The 16,369-nt window shown below is 39.4% G+C and carries 16 protein-coding genes; 10 read left to right on the top strand and 6 right to left on the bottom strand.

Annotated elements, in window-relative coordinates:
- Window positions 1–53 precede the first annotated feature (53 nt).
- From cmk to EFY79_RS09110, 6 genes are all read left to right on the top strand, one after another.
- Window positions 54–743 (top strand): (d)CMP kinase, encoded by a 690-nt coding sequence (cmk, locus tag EFY79_RS09085; RefSeq protein WP_233577963.1) that lies wholly within the window; start codon window positions 54–56, stop codon window positions 741–743.
- Between the two features lie 122 nt (window positions 744–865).
- Entirely contained in the window at window positions 866–1,240 is a 375-nt protein-coding gene (locus EFY79_RS09090; protein WP_123120389.1) for a hypothetical protein, read from the top strand.
- A gap of 69 nt (window positions 1,241–1,309) precedes the next feature.
- Window positions 1,310–3,589 (top strand): TonB-dependent receptor, encoded by a 2,280-nt coding sequence (locus EFY79_RS09095; RefSeq protein ID WP_123120390.1) that lies wholly within the window; start codon window positions 1,310–1,312, stop codon window positions 3,587–3,589.
- Window positions 3,590–3,624: 35 nt separating this feature from the next.
- The gene (locus EFY79_RS09100) at window positions 3,625–4,848 is read left to right on the top strand and encodes a sialidase family protein (RefSeq protein ID WP_123120391.1); all 1,224 of its coding nucleotides are present in this window, start codon (window positions 3,625–3,627) and stop codon (window positions 4,846–4,848) included.
- A gap of 197 nt (window positions 4,849–5,045) precedes the next feature.
- On the top strand, window positions 5,046–6,323 hold the full coding sequence (locus EFY79_RS09105; protein ID WP_123120392.1) for a sugar MFS transporter: 1,278 nt from the start codon (window positions 5,046–5,048) through the stop codon (window positions 6,321–6,323).
- A 142-nt stretch (window positions 6,324–6,465) separates the two neighbouring features.
- Window positions 6,466–6,921 carry a DUF983 domain-containing protein gene (locus tag EFY79_RS09110; RefSeq protein ID WP_123120393.1) on the top strand — a complete coding sequence of 152 codons (456 nt, stop codon included), beginning with the start codon at window positions 6,466–6,468 and terminating at the stop codon, window positions 6,919–6,921.
- Window positions 6,922–6,923: 2 nt separating this feature from the next.
- Here EFY79_RS09110 and EFY79_RS09115 read toward each other — a convergent pair whose 3' ends face one another.
- Window positions 6,924–7,757: a CvfB family protein gene (locus EFY79_RS09115; protein ID WP_123120394.1), complete on the bottom strand. Its 834-nt coding sequence runs from the start codon at window positions 7,755–7,757 to the stop codon at window positions 6,924–6,926.
- A 101-nt stretch (window positions 7,758–7,858) separates the two neighbouring features.
- On the opposite strand from EFY79_RS09115, the gene EFY79_RS09120 reads away from it, so the two are divergent.
- Window positions 7,859–8,155, top strand: a complete 297-nt coding sequence (locus EFY79_RS09120; protein ID WP_123120395.1) for a DUF3175 domain-containing protein — start codon at window positions 7,859–7,861, stop codon at window positions 8,153–8,155.
- Between the two features lie 9 nt (window positions 8,156–8,164).
- Here EFY79_RS09120 and EFY79_RS09125 read toward each other — a convergent pair whose 3' ends face one another.
- The 3 genes from EFY79_RS09125 to xth all read right to left on the bottom strand — a co-directional run bounded on the left by EFY79_RS09125 (window position 8,165) and on the right by xth (window position 10,641).
- Window positions 8,165–8,953, bottom strand: coding sequence for a hypothetical protein (locus EFY79_RS09125; protein WP_123120396.1), 789 nt, complete (start codon window positions 8,951–8,953; stop codon window positions 8,165–8,167).
- Window positions 8,954–9,116: 163 nt separating this feature from the next.
- Complete coding sequence (locus EFY79_RS09130; protein WP_233577964.1) at window positions 9,117–9,746, bottom strand: type 1 glutamine amidotransferase domain-containing protein; 630 nt, start codon at window positions 9,744–9,746, stop codon at window positions 9,117–9,119.
- Between the two features lie 124 nt (window positions 9,747–9,870).
- A complete protein-coding gene (gene xth, locus EFY79_RS09135) occupies window positions 9,871–10,641 on the bottom strand; it encodes an exodeoxyribonuclease III (protein ID WP_123120397.1) in 771 nt (256 codons plus the stop codon).
- 63 nt (window positions 10,642–10,704) lie between these two features.
- On the opposite strand from xth, the gene EFY79_RS09140 reads away from it, so the two are divergent.
- Entirely contained in the window at window positions 10,705–10,986 is a 282-nt protein-coding gene (locus EFY79_RS09140; RefSeq protein WP_123120398.1) for a hypothetical protein, read from the top strand.
- Window positions 10,987–11,075: 89 nt separating this feature from the next.
- On the opposite strand, the gene panD is transcribed toward EFY79_RS09140, so the two are convergent.
- Together panD and EFY79_RS09150 are read right to left on the bottom strand one after the other, a co-directional pair.
- Window positions 11,076–11,420 carry an aspartate 1-decarboxylase gene (gene panD, locus EFY79_RS09145; protein ID WP_123120399.1) on the bottom strand — a complete coding sequence of 115 codons (345 nt, stop codon included), beginning with the start codon at window positions 11,418–11,420 and terminating at the stop codon, window positions 11,076–11,078.
- A 65-nt stretch (window positions 11,421–11,485) separates the two neighbouring features.
- Window positions 11,486–14,200, bottom strand: a complete 2,715-nt coding sequence (locus tag EFY79_RS09150) for an alpha-L-rhamnosidase-related protein (RefSeq protein ID WP_123120400.1) — start codon at window positions 14,198–14,200, stop codon at window positions 11,486–11,488.
- Between the two features lie 236 nt (window positions 14,201–14,436).
- Here EFY79_RS09150 and EFY79_RS09155 point away from each other — a divergent pair, with 236 nt between their 5' ends.
- Both EFY79_RS09155 and EFY79_RS09160 read left to right on the top strand, forming a co-directional pair.
- The gene (locus tag EFY79_RS09155; RefSeq protein WP_123120401.1) at window positions 14,437–15,069 is read left to right on the top strand and encodes a deoxynucleoside kinase; all 633 of its coding nucleotides are present in this window, start codon (window positions 14,437–14,439) and stop codon (window positions 15,067–15,069) included.
- 12 nt (window positions 15,070–15,081) lie between these two features.
- Window positions 15,082–16,320, top strand: coding sequence for an MFS transporter (locus EFY79_RS09160; RefSeq protein ID WP_199727499.1), 1,239 nt, complete (start codon window positions 15,082–15,084; stop codon window positions 16,318–16,320).
- The last annotated feature ends 49 nt before the right edge of the window (window positions 16,321–16,369 follow it).

Below are 16,369 nucleotides of genomic sequence, written 5' to 3' on the forward strand. Positions count from 1 at the left end.
GGGTGGTATTTTTTTTAATTTGATATTTTATTCTATTTTTAATTGATTTTTTTATGATGCTACCAGATATTATTATAACAATAGATGGCTTTTCATCCTGCGGAAAAAGCACTTTGGCAAAACAGCTTGCCCGCAAATTACATTACACCTACATAGACAGCGGAGCAATGTACCGGGCCATCACTTTATATTTTTTACGGAACAATGTCAATTGGGCAAACGAAAATGAAATCGTGAGTGCGCTTGATAATATTACAGTCGAATTTCTGCCAAACATCCATACCGGCAATACCGAAATATACCTCAATAATGAAAACGTGGAATACATTATCCGCGACCTTGTGGTAGCGGAAAAGGTGAGTGAAATTGCTGCCTTGCCGGAAGTCAGAAAGTTTGCTGTTGCAGCTCAACAAAAGATCGGCGCAAAAAAGCGTATCGTGATGGATGGAAGGGACATTGGAACTACCGTATTTCCGGATGCTGAAGTAAAAATTTTTATGGTAGCAGATGAGGCAGTACGGGTAGAAAGAAGATTCACTGAAATGTTTGACAAAAATCCAAATATTACGCTGGAAGAAGTGAGGAACAATATTGCGATGCGTGATTATATCGATGCGAATCGGAAAGTAAGCCCGCTAACCAAGGCAGAAGATGCTATTGAGCTGGACAATACAAATCTTACCCCGAAAGAACAGTTGGATTTCGCACTGCAATTGGTTCAAAAGGTGGTTGAACCGGTATAGCCTCATTTCAAATTTCTTTTGAATCATTCCGATTCCTGATTTCGATCAGGTTTAAAAAATATCCTGTTTATTTTTTCTGATTTACCTTTGTGCCATTCCAATGATTTTTATTTCAAAGCCAATTGAAAGTTTTTTCTACCATATTTTTATTAACTACCATTTTCATACAAACGTTCAGCACGTATTTTATTAAAGCAGAATTTTATCTGAATCAATCTTACATAGCCGAAACTTTGTGCGTGAACCGCGATAAACCTATGATGCATTGCAACGGTAAATGTTATCTGTCTAAAAAAATTACGGAACAGCAAAAAAAAGATCATTCACCGGTTTCAACAACAGAAAAGTTTGACGTGCAGGTGTATTTTCTGCCTGTAGAAATTGAAGTGCCGCATTCCTTTACAATTCTTTCCAAAACTGGATATTTAATGCAGGAACCAAACCTTGCTACAGCCAGGCCTCATTCCATATTTCATCCACCCACAGCTATTGTTTAATTATTTTTTAATTAATGTGTGACTCTCTGCAAAGGAGCCACGGTATTTATTACTTCAAATTAAACAACGATGAATAAGCGTGTATGCTTAACTGTGATGTCATGGATGATATTCAGCATTGCATTTTCTCAACATAGGATTGATGTGACTGTGGTTGACGGCTCTACCAATCAGCCTTTACAAGGTGCAACCATCTCAGATTTACAAAACCACGTACAAACCATCAGTAACGTAAAAGGAATTTTTACTTTACCGCAACCCAGTGACAGCGTCAAAATTTCTTCAATAGGTTATACGCCGATAACCAGTGCAGTAAGCGAACAAAAAAACCTGATTTATATTTTTCCTTCTTTTGCAAATCTGAACGAAGTGATTGTATCCGGAAACAGGGAGGTTCAGAAGAGAACCGAAGTTCCCGTAGCGATTGATGTCATTTCGAAAACCCAGATAAATGATACAAAAGCATCCCGGTTAGATATGCTGGTAAATAAAGTTCCAGGTGTTTTTATGGTAGACCTTGGAAATGAGCAGCACAGTATGTCTGTCCGACAGCCATTAGGCTACAGCAGTATTTTTCTTTACCTGGAAGATGGCATTCCGATAAGAGCAGTTGGTGATTTCAATCACAATGCTTTGATAGAGATTAACCAGGCTTCTCTGCAAAGAATAGAAGTTATCAAAGGCCCGGCCTCATCATTATATGGCAGCGATGCGATTGGCGGTGCGTTGAATTTTATCACCCAGTCTCCTTCTCCATTTTTGTCCGGTAAAGTACAGGTAGAAGCAGGAACGAGGGGTTATAAGCGCACTGACTTTAGCCTCAGCAATACATATAAAAAATTGGGCCTTTACCTTGGAGGATATTATGCAGATCAACGTCAAAATATTAAAGAGCACAACAATTTTGACAAAACCGCGCTGACAGCAAGGGCTGATTATGATTTTAATAATAAAACAAAGCTAACGACCGTAGCGGATTATATCAATTATTATACAGATCAGAAAGGCGGACTTGATAGTGCTCATTTTTATAATGAAGATTATCTGAGCTTTTACCGTTTTACCTACAGGAAGGTAAATGCCTTCAGGCTCAGAAGCACGCTTTCAAAAAAATGGAACGATAACAGCCACACTAATTTCACGCTTTTTTATCACCATTCTGCAATCGGTCAAAATCCTTTTTATTCTATTGCAGACAGCCGCGAGAATCCTTCCAAAGCCAGAGGCCAGGTAAATGTAGATGCCTTTAACAGCTATGGTGCAATCGTGCAACATACCATGAAATTTGATGCGATTCGAACAAAGTGGATTACAGGTATCAGCGCTGATTACAGCCCCGCAACCTACCTGGCTAAATACATCAATATTCATAAAAATGATGAAGGGGTATATGATCATTACAATGTAACAGACAGTCTTTTGACAGATTACCGGGTGGATTTATTAAACACTGCAGTTTATACCCAGTTGGAATATAATCCATTGTCAAAACTGCGTGTAGTGCTGGCCGCGCGGTATGATCGCCTTGATTATAATTTTAATAATCATCTTTTGCCTGGCGCTTACACAGGCGCTCCTGATGCAGTAAATCATTATGATCATTTTACGCCTAAGCTGGGCTTCACGTATGACTTTGGAAACAATCGCGGAGTGTATGCAAATTACAGCGTTGGTTTTTCTCCGCCTGATATTACTGATTTATATCGAGGTGTGCAGGTGCCGGTATTACAACCTTCTACCTATAAAAATTATGAGGTCGGCGGATGGATTGCGTTTGCTCAAAATAAAGGCGCCATAGAATTGTCGCTTTACCAGTTAAATGGAAAAAATGAAATTGTGAGCACCAGGTTATCAGACGGAAGCTATATCAATGCCAATGCCGGTGCTACAAGTCATAAAGGCATTGAGTTGAATATTAAATACAGCCCTGTAACTCAGGTTAATTTTCGTGTAGGCGGCACCGTTGCAAGGCATGAATATGTAGATTATGTTGAAAAAGGAACTTCTTATTCCGGAAATAAAATGCCGCAGTCACCGGCCTATATTCTAAATGGTGAAATTTCTTATAAGCCGCATTACATAAAAGGTTTCAGGATTTCACTGGAAAGCGAAAGCATGGGCTCTTATTTTACAGATCCGCAAAACACTTCCAGGTACAAAGGCTTTACAGTATTCAATGTACGCTCAGGATATAAATTCAGCCACTTCGAAACTTTTATAAACTGGATAAACATCCTGAATAAAAACTACGCAGTTACGGTTGAGAAAAGTGCATACGGAACTTCGTACAGGCCGGGCCAGCTATCGACTGTGAATGTCGGAATTGCGTATCATTTTAATAAACAATAGAACAGGATTGCCCTGTTGTTTTAAAATTGTCAATCATGAAAAAAATCATATTCTTTGTTCTTATTTTTTCAGCGGTATTGTTGTCATCATGCAATGAGGATAATTCAAAAGTAAAGATAACCGCTTCAAACGCCACGCAAATAGACGCATCAGAGGGTTCGTGTCCTTATCTTTCTAAAGACAATAAAGGAAATATTGTGCTAAGCTGGATAAAAAAAGTGGATACTGCTACATCTGAATTTTGTTATGCGGTTTCCACTGATGGTGGTAAATCGTTTGGGAAAACTACCATCATTCCGGGCAGCACCAACATTCATCCGCACGGTGAAAATATGCCTAAGATTATTTTTAAGCCTTCGGGAGAACTCATCGCGGCGTGGGCATCTGCAAATGCCAACCCTAAAAATGCTTACTCGGATATAGTGTATTATTCCAAATCATTCGACAACGGAAAATCATGGACAAATCCTGAAAAGCTGGTGAAAGATACAGCAGGGTATGATCAGCGGTATTTTGATATGGCTATTTTATCAAACGGCGAAGCAGCCATTATATGGCTCGATAACAGGAAGCGTACGCCGGAAGATGGGTCCGCTTTATATTTTGCTGAAACCAATGGCGATTCCGGTTTTCGAAATGAGCGGCTCATTACAGAACCGTGCTGCCCGTGTTGCCGCACAGATTTGTTTGTGGATAAAGCAAAAAATATTCATATTGTTTACCGGGCCATCATACAGGATAGTATTCGCGATATGGAACATATTGTATCTGCGGATGATGGAAAAACATTTTCCAATCCAGAAAGAATCAGTGATGATAATTGGGTAGTTTTTGGATGCCCGCACACGGGCCCGGCAATGACGGAAAATAAAGACGGCATCCAGTTTACCTGGTTCACCGGCGGAAATGAAGGTGGAATTTATTATTGCAGTTCGCCTGATAACGGTAAATCATTCTCAAGCCGCCAGATGGTGAGTGGAAAATCTTCAAAACATTGCCAGATAGTTTCGCTGAATGAAGATGATTTGGCAATTGTGTGGAATGAAAATTTTATGGAAAAAACCGGCCCCTGTTCGCGCATAGGAATAGAAATCAGGAATGCAGACGGAGCTGATCCGGTGAAAAAATATATTACATCAGAAACTGGTAATGCAACTTTCCCTACCATAAAAAGTATCAATAAAAACACAGCATTAGTGGCCTATACGGAATCTGAAAATAATAAAGATTTTGTTAAGTATAAACTCGTGAGCTTGTAGATTGAAACATATTCATTGACTGTGCTGACAGTAAACGAACAAATAAATGTGTTTTATTCTCAGATGATGCCAGATGGATGGTTTAAAGATGTTTCTTTGAATCGAAAAATAATATTGTCTTTTCTATTATTAAATTACCCGGATAAGATTAAATATTATATTTTCACAAATCAGGATATTACTAAAAAAGATACATCATGGACCAAAATCTTTCCGATTCCCAAACCAACTACACGCCGCAAATCGTAATTATAGGAATCCTGTTTTTTATATTTGGATTTGTTACCTGGCTCAACAGTACGCTGATCCCGTATTTACAGATAGCCTGTGAATTAGAAACCTCGCAAGCTGTTCTGGTAACTTTTGCTTTTTATATTTCCTATGCGTTAATGGCATTCCCTTCTTCATGGGTTTTAAAAAAGACCGGCTTCAAGAATGGGATGATGTGGGGATTGGTTTGCATGGCTATCGGCGCCCTGATATTTATTCCCGCGGCCATGTCAAGAACCTACGGCACTTTTTTAACGGGCTTATTTGTAATTGGTACCGGCCTGGCTTTATTGCAAACTGCCTCTAATCCCTATATCACTATTCTTGGCCCGATGGAAAGCGCAGCAAAAAGAATGAGCGTAATGGGTATTTGTAACAAAGGTGCAGGCGCTCTGGCGCCTTTAATTATGGGTGCATTCTTACTCAAAAATTCAAATGAGCTGATTGAAAAATTAAAAACGCTGGATGCTACGCAGAAGGCAATTGAACTGGATGCGTTGGCGTCAAGGGTTATCGTTCCTTACATTATTATTGCTACTGTGTTGATCGCGCTTGCAATATTTATTTATTTCTCCAACCTGCCTGAAGTAAAAGCAGAAGGCGAGGATGATGTGAAAGATGTGTCTAACGCCAACAGGCAAACGATTTTTAGTTTTCCCTATTTGTGGCTCGGTTTTATCGCCCTGTTTTTATATGTAGGCGTAGAAGTGATGGCAGGCGATATTATCCAGATTTACGGAAAGGCAATTGGTATCAGCCTCGATATCGCAAAACATTTTACCACCTACACTATGATTGGAATGCTCGTGGGATACCTGATTGGAATCGTAACAATCCCAAAATACATTTCCCAAACCACGGCGTTGAAATTTTCCTCTGTTCTCGGAGTTATTTTTGCAATATTGGCCATTTTTACGTCAGGATATACTTCTGTATTATTTATTGCTTTACTGGGCCTGGCCAACGCTATTATGTGGCCGGCCATCTGGCCGTTAACCATTCACGGTTTAGGCAGATTTACAAAAATGGGTTCAGCCTTGCTGGTAGTCGGTATCGCCGGGGGAGCCATTTTACCAAAATTGTGGGCAAGTATTGGCGAAAGCTATGGCTACCAGGAAGCATTTTGGATTATGGTGCCCTGCTATCTTTATATTCTTTATTTCGCCATTTCCGGCCATAAGGTAGGAGTAAAAAGTAAAAAGTAAAAAGTAAAAAGTAAAAAGTGGAAAGTGGAAAGTGAAAGAAACAGTATCCACAACAGCCTGACAAATGTGATTGGATTGAATGTTAATTCTCTTAACTTCTTTGCTCAAAATCTTAAATTTGCATTTGGAAATACCAATCGAAATGAGTAAACATCGCGACGCAGAAAGGCCTGGAATTTTAAATCTATTGCAGAGCAAATGCCCGCGTTGCCGGATTGGTGATATGTTTGAGAAAAAAAATCCCTATTCCAGGGGGTTTATGAAAATGCACGACCGGTGCCAAGTTTGTGGGCAATATTTTGATTTGGAAGTTGGATTTTATTACGGCAGCGGCTATGTTAGTTATGGGGTTGGCGTGGCTATCAGCGTTGCTACTTTTATAGCCTGGTGGGTAATCATAGGGATTTCATATGATGACAACCGAATTCTCTATTGGCTTATTTTTAATTCAATATTAATTATCGCATTGCAACCCTGGCTGATGCGATTATCCCGAACGATATGGCTCGCCCTGTTTGTAAAATATGATCGCGAATGGGGAAATCATCCTGCAAAGGCGCCTGAACGAATCAACAATGAGCAAAAAAACAATTGGTAGCATCATGCTTCTGTTTGCATAATACCTGTTTTGGTAAAAGTGATAAGGTGTTGTTTATATAGCTTTCCGGTTGTCATCTTAAAAGTTTTCTTACTCATTCCAAAAAAGGAATAAATCTCTTCGGGAGAAGATTTGTCATGATAAGGAAGATATCCCTCGTTTTCCTTTAATAACCTGAGAATTTTATCAGCTTCGTCTTCTACCCGTTGATAGCCTGGTTTTCCTGCGGCTACATCTATTTTATTTTCAGGCAAAATGTTTTTAATAAATCCCCGGAACTTATCACCAATAGAAATATCTCTGTAAATTTCATTGTTATGCAATACCCCTTTATGCAGATTATTAATAATTACTTCGTAGCCGATATCTGTTTTGCGGTAAACAATAAGATCTACAATTTCTTTTTCTTTTACTGTTAACTGTTCATTTGATAAATAGGGTTCTAATTTTTCAGTGGCGGTAAGCCTTCCTGTCCGTTCGTCCATAATGATTTTTACCAGGTATTCGCCGTTTCTCACCATGAAGTTTTTCATATTAGATTTGGGAATAAAAAGATCTTTCATTAATCCCCAGTCTAAAAACGCACCGTGATTCATAACATCCACAACTTTTAGTTTTACAATATCCCCTAAGATTCCGTAAGGCTTTTGGGTAGTGGCTATTGGCCTGTCTTCACTGTCGTGATATAAAAAAACATTTAACTCATCTCCTGTTTTCGTTCCGGGGGGCACAAAGCGTTTTGGTAAAAGAATTCCATCATGCCCGTCATCCAAAAAAACACCCGGGGATTTTTCTTTAATCACTTTTAAAACATTGTATTTGCCTATTTCAATCATTATCTTATTTTGTTTATCGCGAAGTTAGGCCAAGGTTCTCTCAGGAGGCGACAAATATTATTCCTGGTAATTAGTGGTACTATCATTGTGTCTGATTTAACATGGCACATAAAAAAGAAACAAAAGAGAAGTGGTCATCTGAGGTGACCGAACACAGCGATGCGCTGGATTTGGAAGAAGGTGTTTTTACCTGGAACGATCCCAAAAAAATTGCTGAATCTTTAAAAAATTCTGCAGAAAAAAGTAAGCGCAAAAAGGGAACGCCTTATCAATCAGCAATGTCAATGCTTACGTTTTATATCAACCGGGATGGTAAAAACCTCAGTAAAAAACAAAAGAATATTCTTGAAGATGCCAAAGAGGAACTTCGCGAATTGTTTGGCAGAGAAAAAGAGTAATCAGCAAAATTATTTATTCGATTTTAAACGCTCATAATATTCAACGGTTTTTGAAGAATCCGGATGAGTGATTGTTTGAACATACTTGTCACTGCCATCAAATTTTACATCAATCAAAAATGATTCTCCGGCTATTATTGAATAGGAGGAGTTGAGATCTGTTTCTTTCATTTGATTATCGCCTTCCATCGAATAGGTTCCGAAACCCACGCCAGTGGTTACTTTGCCTGTGGAATCCTTATCAGTTAATCCAAACATAAAATAGCCATTGTAGAACGCTTTATATTCCGTCCGGTTGTAGGGAAGAGTGTCATTGCCTCTCAAATCGTATGATTTGGTTTGTTTCCAAACGCCATCAAGTGGTGTGCTTTGTTTTTTACCAACCGTTATGTAGGTTTCTGTCAGCTTGGATGGTGCATTATTAATAACTATATCGGGAATAATTTGATTATAGCCATCCGCAGTGGGCGTTATGGAAAGTTTGTACGTTCTGAGGCTATCATTAAAAGTAGTATCTGCAGATGTATAAGAAAGATTTTCTGTAACACCACTTGTGTCCGACGAATAAGTTCCCACTCCAAAGGAGGCAGTTGAGTCAGAAGGAATGACTTGCGAAAACATAAAATATTTATCTGTATAAATCTTTAATTGCTTCACCTCGGTAAGTTTTGTTTTAGTAGTTCCATCAAAAATGGTTTGAGATACCATTAAATACGCTCCGGGCATGTCAGGAGCTTTTTTGGTAGAAGAATTGCAACTGATTGCAAAGCCTACAAGTAAAAATTTTAGATATTTCATGACATAGGAGTTTATTTTAACATAAATTTAATGTTTATTTTTTATACTGCGAAATCGCTTCTGGGTTGGCAGTAAAAGAACAAATAGTATATTTTTTATTTAAAAAAAATATCCTTCCGGGGCCGAAAGGATATCTGAAGTTTAAAAATGTTAGATGTAAGAATTAAGCTTCCTGGTGCATTCCTTCTTTCACTTCCTCAATTAATTTCTTATTAAAAGCTTCCAAATCTTTTGGGCTGCGGCTTGTTACCAGGCCATTATCTACCACAACTTCTTTATCTACCCAAATTGCGCCGGCATTTTTAATATCGGTGCTTATGGATGGATAAGAAGTCATCTTTCTATCCCGCAGAAGCCCGGTTTCTATCAGCAATTGCGGGCCGTGGCAAATAGCGGCCACTGGCTTTCCGGCTTCCATGAAACTTTTTGCAAAATTCACATATTCATCCTGCGCACGCATCTTATCAGGATTAAGAACGCCTCCCGGAATCATCAAGGCATCGTAATCATCAGGGTTTGCATCTGATAGGTTTACGTCCACCGGCAAAGTGATGGACCAATGGTCGTGGTCCCACGCCTTTACATGGCCCGTTTCAGATGATACGATATCTACTTTAAATCCCGCATTTTCCATTGCTTTTTTGGGGCTCGTCAACTCCACTTCTTCGAAACCATCTTCGGTAAGAATAGCTACTCTTTTACTATTGTTGTCTTTCATAATGTATTTTTTTAAGATTAAATAATCAGGAAAGTAATCGCAACAAACATGCCCGATAGATTCTCGGAATGCCATTAAATACTTATAGATTCAAAATATAACAGGGATAGGAATCCCCCGGAAAAATTTGGTGAAAAATTTCCATAAAATATCCAGCGGGAGTAATCACTTCGATGGGAGATTTAAGAAAAACTGCCCATCACTTCAGCTCAATCCAAACCGGGGCGTGATCGCTGCTTTTTTCCCAGCCACGGACATCGCGATCAACGCCTGCGGCCACGAGGCGATCTTTTAGCTGCGGACTCAACAGAAAATGATCAATTCTCATTCCCGCGTTTCTGTCATAAGCATTTCTGAAATAGTCCCAGAAAGTATAAATATTTTCTGTAGGATATAATTCCCTGATGGCATCAGTCCATCCTTGTGACACAAGATTTTTAAAAGCGCTTCTTGTTTCGGGAAAAAATAAAGCATCTTTTTTCACCCGCTCCGGTTTGTACACGTCTGCCTCTGTAGGAATCGCATTATAATCACCGGTTAAAACCACCAGCTTACCGGATGAAAGCAGTTGTTCTGCATGTTTGGTAAGTCTTTCAAACCATTTTAATTTATAATCAAATTTAGGCCCTGGTGCAGGGTTACCGTTGGGAAGATAAAGGCAGCCAATAATAATTCCATCCACCGTCGCTTCAATGTACCTGCTATGCAAATCTTCTTCGTCGCCCGGAAGTGCGCGTCGAATTTCTTCGGGTTGGGAGTGGCGCGCCAGAATGGCTACTCCATTCCAGCTTTTCTGGCCATGCCAAATAGCATGGTAGCCTGCATCTTTAATAGCCTGTTCCGGAATTTTTTCCCCGGGAGCCTTCAATTCCTGGAGGCAAACCACATCGGGCTGTTTTTCATCTAACCAACGCAGCAAAACCGGCAACCGGCCATTTATGCCATTTACATTGTAAGTCGCTATTTTCATCGTAAATATTTTTAGTGTTTCTAATCTGCAATTTATGATCTTTAGCATACAGATATTAATTCGATGATAAAGTTAGAGCCGGATAAGAAAAAACATTTTTGGGTAGGGATGCTGATGGGCGCAATCTTTCACATTCTTGTCATTTTTTTTATTCCGCAAAATTTCTGGCTAGGTATATTAATCACATTTATTTTGATTGTCGCTTTGTGTTACGGCTTTGAGCTTTTTTCGCTCATCACTAAATTAGGCCATTATGAAGTGATGGATGCGGTAGTCGGAATCATCGGGGGAACCATTGGAATGGGCGTTATTGTATTGATACAATACGTTCGTATTACGGCTTAAAGCAAAGGCTTTGAGCCTCGACTTCTTTGGCAGTAAAGCAATATATAATGATGATTTTTATTCTGCTGATTGCAGATAGAAGTAATAAACTACAATTTATTTCCTTCTTTAGGAAACACCACTGAAGGTTGAAATTTTTTGGCTTCTTCAAAATCCATTTGGGCATAAGAAATGATAATAACTACGTCGCCTTCACTTCCTTTCCTGGCGGCAGGCCCATTCAGGCAAACCACGCCACTGCCTCTTTTTCCTTTAATAAGGTAGGTTTCGAGCCGCTCGCCGTTGTTGGCATTCACAACAGTTATCTTTTCGTTTTCAATCATATTGGCCGCATCCATCAGGTCTTCGTCAAGGGTTAAGCTGCCTATATAATTCAAATTTGCTTCGGTAATAACTGCCCTGTGAACTTTTGATTTGAGAATCTCTATTTGCATCCTGCAAAATTAGGAAATAAGGCTAAAAATGCTTTTCATTGATGATTTTCTTAACAAAATGCATCTTATTTTTTGTCAATCTGAATCAGCCGTGCGCAATCCAGCATTGCCTGGTTTACTTCACCATTCATATTTTCATTCCATGATTCTAAAAGAATGGAAAATTGATGCACACCTTTGGAAAGATGGATTTTTAATGAATTGCTCCAGCCCCAGTTGCTCCATTCGTCTTTGCCTCGTTGGGGAAAAACAAGCGTGCCCGCCTTTTTGGAATCAATAGCAATTGACCGGAAGGCACATTTATTTTCGGTATTTACCGGTCCGTTTCCGTTTGCATATTTTACATCAAAAATATAATCGCCGTCTTCATTAATGTTGATGGAAAAATTAAGCTGTTGATTTACCGACTTGCTGATTTCAACAAAACCATCTCCTGAAAAACCTTTATACCGGTTATTTGATTTGGAAGCAAATTTTTCTAACTGGATAATTTGTTCTTTTTGTGGTGGATAAATCTGCAAAGGTTCAGAGGCAAATGACTCAAATTTATTTTTGTCCACGGCAATGATTTGATAATCTCCATACGACCCTGAATCTATAGCCAGGGCGCTGTCTGCCTCATTTTTCAATAATTCTCCGTTTTTTAAAATTTTGATTGAAGCAATGTTTTTTGAAGTATCTGCCCATGAAATCCGGCCGTTTTGCCAGGTGACAGCAGGCATTTGGGGACTGAAAAGATTTTCAACACTATTGATTTCTCCAATGGGCAAAATGGTATTGGCTAATTTAATGGTAACGTGGTGAGGGCCTACCAGATTTGCCGGAACTGCATAATCAGACGATTCTTTGCCATCAATCATAAATGAAGCAATCCTGTTTCCATGCCCTGTCATTTCAATATTCAGAATCGCCTTTCTGTATTTGAAATTTGTAAGGGTTCTTTTTCCCTCAAAAGCTTTAGGGACAAATGGAGAAAATGAAAGTTTATTCGCGTTAAACCGCATACCAAATAAAAGCCTGTAAACAAGGCTGATATTTCCCGACAGGCTCCAAAGCATATTGCTCGAGTTAATTTGGGTGCCGGCATAATCGCCATCAGACGCTAAAAAATTTTCTTTGTTGGTAAGAAATAAAGCTGCCGGACGATATACCGCACACATCGCCCGCACCACCGATTGTTCATTTCCTGCTTTTGCTGAAGCGAGTGCCCAGTAAGACTCTACAAATGGCCATACCGCATCATTGTGGTAAGGAGGAATGCCGGGAATTTGAGGATAGATGCAGGTAATTCCAAAAGGCGTTACAGGCGTGTTTGAAATAATACTTTTTTGTTTCCCTTCATCTGCCAAATCAAAATAAACAGATAAAGCTTCGCCCAGCGCTTCTGATTTTGGCGAAAGAATCTTAAAGTTTCTTCCGTACAAATACTGGCCAAAATATCCTTTGTCTTTTTGCCACAAATATTGATTCACTCCTTTTTTGATTTTGTCAGCTACGTCACGGTATTTTTTTTCATCTTCCGTATTCCCGAGTAACGCAGCCATTTCGGACAACACTATGTTGGCTTTAAAATGAACTGCATTTGTTCCGAGGCATTCTGATTCATAAATATCTGCAGGCTGCATCCAGGCGGGGTAAGTTTGCTCGCGCCAATCAAGAAAGGAAGATTCACCTTTTGCCATCCCTGTGATGGGGTCATAAATATTTTGCAAATCGTCATTGATAGAATTTTTGATTACCTGGTAGGCATAGCTGAGCCATTCATTGTCGCCCGTAACTTTATAAACTTCCCACGCCGCCACTGCCCAGATTTCCCTGTCGGTAGAAATGGGATAAGCGCCGCCGGTTCCCGTGTCCTGGATAATTTTGCCATTTTTTACTTTCTTCTTGAGGCTAATCATGGCCACGTCGGGCTGCAAAATCGCCATCGATAAAATAATGCTGTAGCTGATGTCGCGTGTCCAAACGCCCGCCCATTCCTTGCCCGTGCGAAAAGTACTGTCAGGCTCAATGGCATTTAGCATTTCTTCCAATGAAAGATTGTATATCGCGTCAGGCAATACGTCCGGAGACTCATATTGGGGAAAAGACCTGATGTCCCGTGATAATCTCCACGTTCCTGCAGTTTTGTTTTCATCGGGATGTTGGTTTAAGGTGAGGCGAATCTCATAAATCCCATCGTGATTGCTGTCAGACATTTGCAGCTCTTTGTGGGAATACAAATTGTTCCAGTCCCATGTAAGAGGCGAAACATTTCCGGCAACAAAAACGCCCCGGAAATCATTTTTAAAAATTTTCGTGCCGTCAAACGTTTGATAGTAGCCTTTGGTTTTGAAAGATTTCCGCACATCGGTCATGTCTACACGTAAAATGAGTTGTACGCCTTTCTTCAATTCAGCGTTGCCTGCCTGTTTTGTGGTATCGATGTACTGGCTGCCAAATTTGATGACTGGTGATTCGTAAACTTCTTTATCGCCGGCGCAGAGAATGCTATTGTCTTTGCCAGCCGGTGCAGAGTTGTCGCCGCCATTGATGCTGAATTTAAATTTGACAACAGGGCTTATTTTATCAGCCGGGCTTGCATAGTTAGAAATAATATGATGCCTTGAAAGAGCTTTGGCTACAAAAGCGCCCTGCACCACGCTATCGTTATAGACAGTGAATTCCCGCGACTGGTAAAGAATTTTTGTATTAACTACATCGTCTATCTCTTTGTTCATCTGATGACAACTGCTAAGAATAATTCCTGAAAACAATAAATAGTAAATGTGTTTCTTCATTCATAAAGATTATAAGTTATTTTTCTCAAATTATGGAAGTTTGGTAAGAATGGAAAATTAAAAATCGGTTTATTTGTTGATTTACTACCTATAATAGTTTCAATTCCATGATTTTTTTAAGATATCACATTTTTCCTGCCGGAAAATTTTTTTAGTCCGATTTTCAGTAATTCCTTTTCTTCAATTAAGGTTTCAGGTGTTATTTTTGAAAAATGTTCTGCATTTTAATTTAAAGAATGAAATATAATTTCATCACCATCGAAGGAAACATTGGCGCCGGAAAAACAACGCTGGCGCATCTGCTAAGCAAACATTTTAATGCGCGCTTAATTCTTGAAGAGTTTGCTGAAAATCCCTTTCTTCCTAAGTTTTATGAAAACCGGCAGCAATATGCTTTTCCGCTTGAGCTTTTTTTTATGGCTGAAAGATATAAGCAGCTAAAAGAATTGTTACAAACCAAAGATTTGTTTCAAAACACTACCATCTCTGATTATCTTTTTACCAAATGCCTCTTGTTTGCCAAGGTAAATTTGCCGGAACAGGAATTTTCATTATACCAAAAATTATTTGATATCATCAATCCGCAACTCATTCAACCCGATTTACTCATCTATCTTCATGCGCCAATTTCTAAATTGAAAGAAAATATAAAAAAACGAAATCGCCTTTATGAACAATCAATTAGCGCTGATTATCTTTTTTCATTGCAGGAAACCTACACTGAATATATTCGTCAACACAAAATAAAAACATTGTTTATCGATGTATCTGATGCGGATTTCCTGGGAAATGAAAAACACTTCCAGGCCCTCGTAGAGGCGCTCGGCAAAGATTATGATATCGGTCAAAATATATTAACGCTGCCTTAATTCAAGAATTAGATGCACCTGAAATCAGATCCGTTTGCCTCCGTAAAAGTCGTTGAATACCGGAATTTAATCATTGGCCGCTTTGGCTTTATTATGGGCCTGAGAATGATGTCAACTTTAATTGGCTGGTGGATTTATCTGTTGACGAATGATCCTTTCGCGATTGGATTGGTGGGCTTGTCAGAAGTAATTCCCGCGCTGTCACTGGCTTTGTACGCGGGCCATGTAATTGACCAGAGCGAGAAAAGAAGATTGCTTTTAAAAGGAGTGATGCTGTATTTTTTAGCGTCTCTTTGCCTCGTTTTTATCTCCACAAAATTTACTTCTTCTCACCTAAGCAAACATGGCGTGGCAGTTTGTATTTACTTCGTAATATTTTGTACAGGAATTTTCAGGGCATTTACCGGCCCGGTGTTTAGTGCGGTAATCGCCTACATTGTTCCAAGAAATGATTTGCAAAATGCTACTACCTGGAGCCAGGGAACCTGGTTGTCAGCGTCAGTTACCGGCCATGCTACGGGTGGTTTTCTAATTGCAGTGGCGGGCATTACCAATACGCTGGTGGTAATTTGCGGATTGATTGCCGTTTCATTTATTTTTTTATTTAAGCTAAAGCCCAAACCAGCCGCTACAGTGAAGGGCGCAGTTCGCACATGGGAAAGTGTGAAGGAAGGTTTGCGCTTCGTTTATAAAACAAAAGAACTTTTTTCATCCTTATCTCTTGATCTTTTCGCTGTACTATTTGGCGGGGCTGTAGCGTTGATTCCGATTTATGCGAGGGATATTTTAAAAGTAGGTTCAGAGGGATTTGGAATTTTAAATGGTGCTGCAGATTTGGGTTCAATTTTAATTGTAATTATTCTCACATTGTTTCCCGCCAAAAAAAATCAGGGTAAAAAATTCATTCTGGCAGTGGGAGGTTTTGGATTGTGCATTATTGTATTTGGTATCTCCAAAATATTCCTGGTTTCTTTTTTCGCCTTAATGATTTCGGGAATGCTTGATGGAATCAGCGTGGTAGTGAGAGGAACAATTATGCAGCTTAAAACCCCGGATTTTATGCGTGGCCGTGTGATGAGTGTCAATTCGATGTTTGTGAATTCCAGCAATGAGCTGGGCCAGTTTGAAAGCGGCATCACGGCTAAACTAATGGGGACCGTGCCTGCAGTAGTTTTTGGCGGAAGTATGACATTGCTTGTCGTGATATATACATGGTTTAAATCTCCCACGCTGCGAAAAATGCAGTATTAACAAAACGACTTGACAATCATTTCCGTAATTAGCCAAAGAAGTAAAGTGA

It is taken from the genome of Hanamia caeni, assembly GCF_003721595.1.
Taxonomy (GTDB): Bacteria; Bacteroidota; Bacteroidia; order Chitinophagales; family Chitinophagaceae; genus Ginsengibacter; species Ginsengibacter caeni.

What these genes read in the sequence shown, in the direction of transcription:
- EFY79_RS09120 (WP_123120395.1), top strand. Translation starts at nt 7,859, where the DNA reads ATGGCACATAAAAAAGAAACAAAAGAGAAGTGGTCATCTGAGGTGACC.
- EFY79_RS09095 (WP_123120390.1), top strand. Translation starts at nt 1,310, where the DNA reads ATGAATAAGCGTGTATGCTTAACTGTGATGTCATGGATGATATTCAGC.
- EFY79_RS09115 (WP_123120394.1), bottom strand. Translation starts at nt 7,757, where the DNA reads ATGATTGAAATAGGCAAATACAATGTTTTAAAAGTGATTAAAGAAAAA.
- EFY79_RS09150 (WP_123120400.1), bottom strand. Translation starts at nt 14,200, where the DNA reads ATGAAGAAACACATTTACTATTTATTGTTTTCAGGAATTATTCTTAGC.
- panD (WP_123120399.1), bottom strand. Translation starts at nt 11,420, where the DNA reads ATGCAAATAGAGATTCTCAAATCAAAAGTTCACAGGGCAGTTATTACC.
- xth (WP_123120397.1), bottom strand. Translation starts at nt 10,641, where the DNA reads ATGAAAATAGCGACTTACAATGTAAATGGCATAAATGGCCGGTTGCCG.
- EFY79_RS09160 (WP_199727499.1), top strand. Translation starts at nt 15,082, where the DNA reads ATGCACCTGAAATCAGATCCGTTTGCCTCCGTAAAAGTCGTTGAATAC.
- cmk (WP_233577963.1), top strand. Translation starts at nt 54, where the DNA reads ATGATGCTACCAGATATTATTATAACAATAGATGGCTTTTCATCCTGC.
- EFY79_RS09110 (WP_123120393.1), top strand. Translation starts at nt 6,466, where the DNA reads ATGAGTAAACATCGCGACGCAGAAAGGCCTGGAATTTTAAATCTATTG.
- EFY79_RS09140 (WP_123120398.1), top strand. Translation starts at nt 10,705, where the DNA reads ATGATAAAGTTAGAGCCGGATAAGAAAAAACATTTTTGGGTAGGGATG.
- EFY79_RS09105 (WP_123120392.1), top strand. Translation starts at nt 5,046, where the DNA reads ATGGACCAAAATCTTTCCGATTCCCAAACCAACTACACGCCGCAAATC.
- EFY79_RS09100 (WP_123120391.1), top strand. Translation starts at nt 3,625, where the DNA reads ATGAAAAAAATCATATTCTTTGTTCTTATTTTTTCAGCGGTATTGTTG.
- EFY79_RS09130 (WP_233577964.1), bottom strand. Translation starts at nt 9,746, where the DNA reads ATGGCATTCCGAGAATCTATCGGGCATGTTTGTTGCGATTACTTTCCT.
- EFY79_RS09155 (WP_123120401.1), top strand. Translation starts at nt 14,437, where the DNA reads ATGAAATATAATTTCATCACCATCGAAGGAAACATTGGCGCCGGAAAA.
- EFY79_RS09125 (WP_123120396.1), bottom strand. Translation starts at nt 8,953, where the DNA reads ATGAAATATCTAAAATTTTTACTTGTAGGCTTTGCAATCAGTTGCAAT.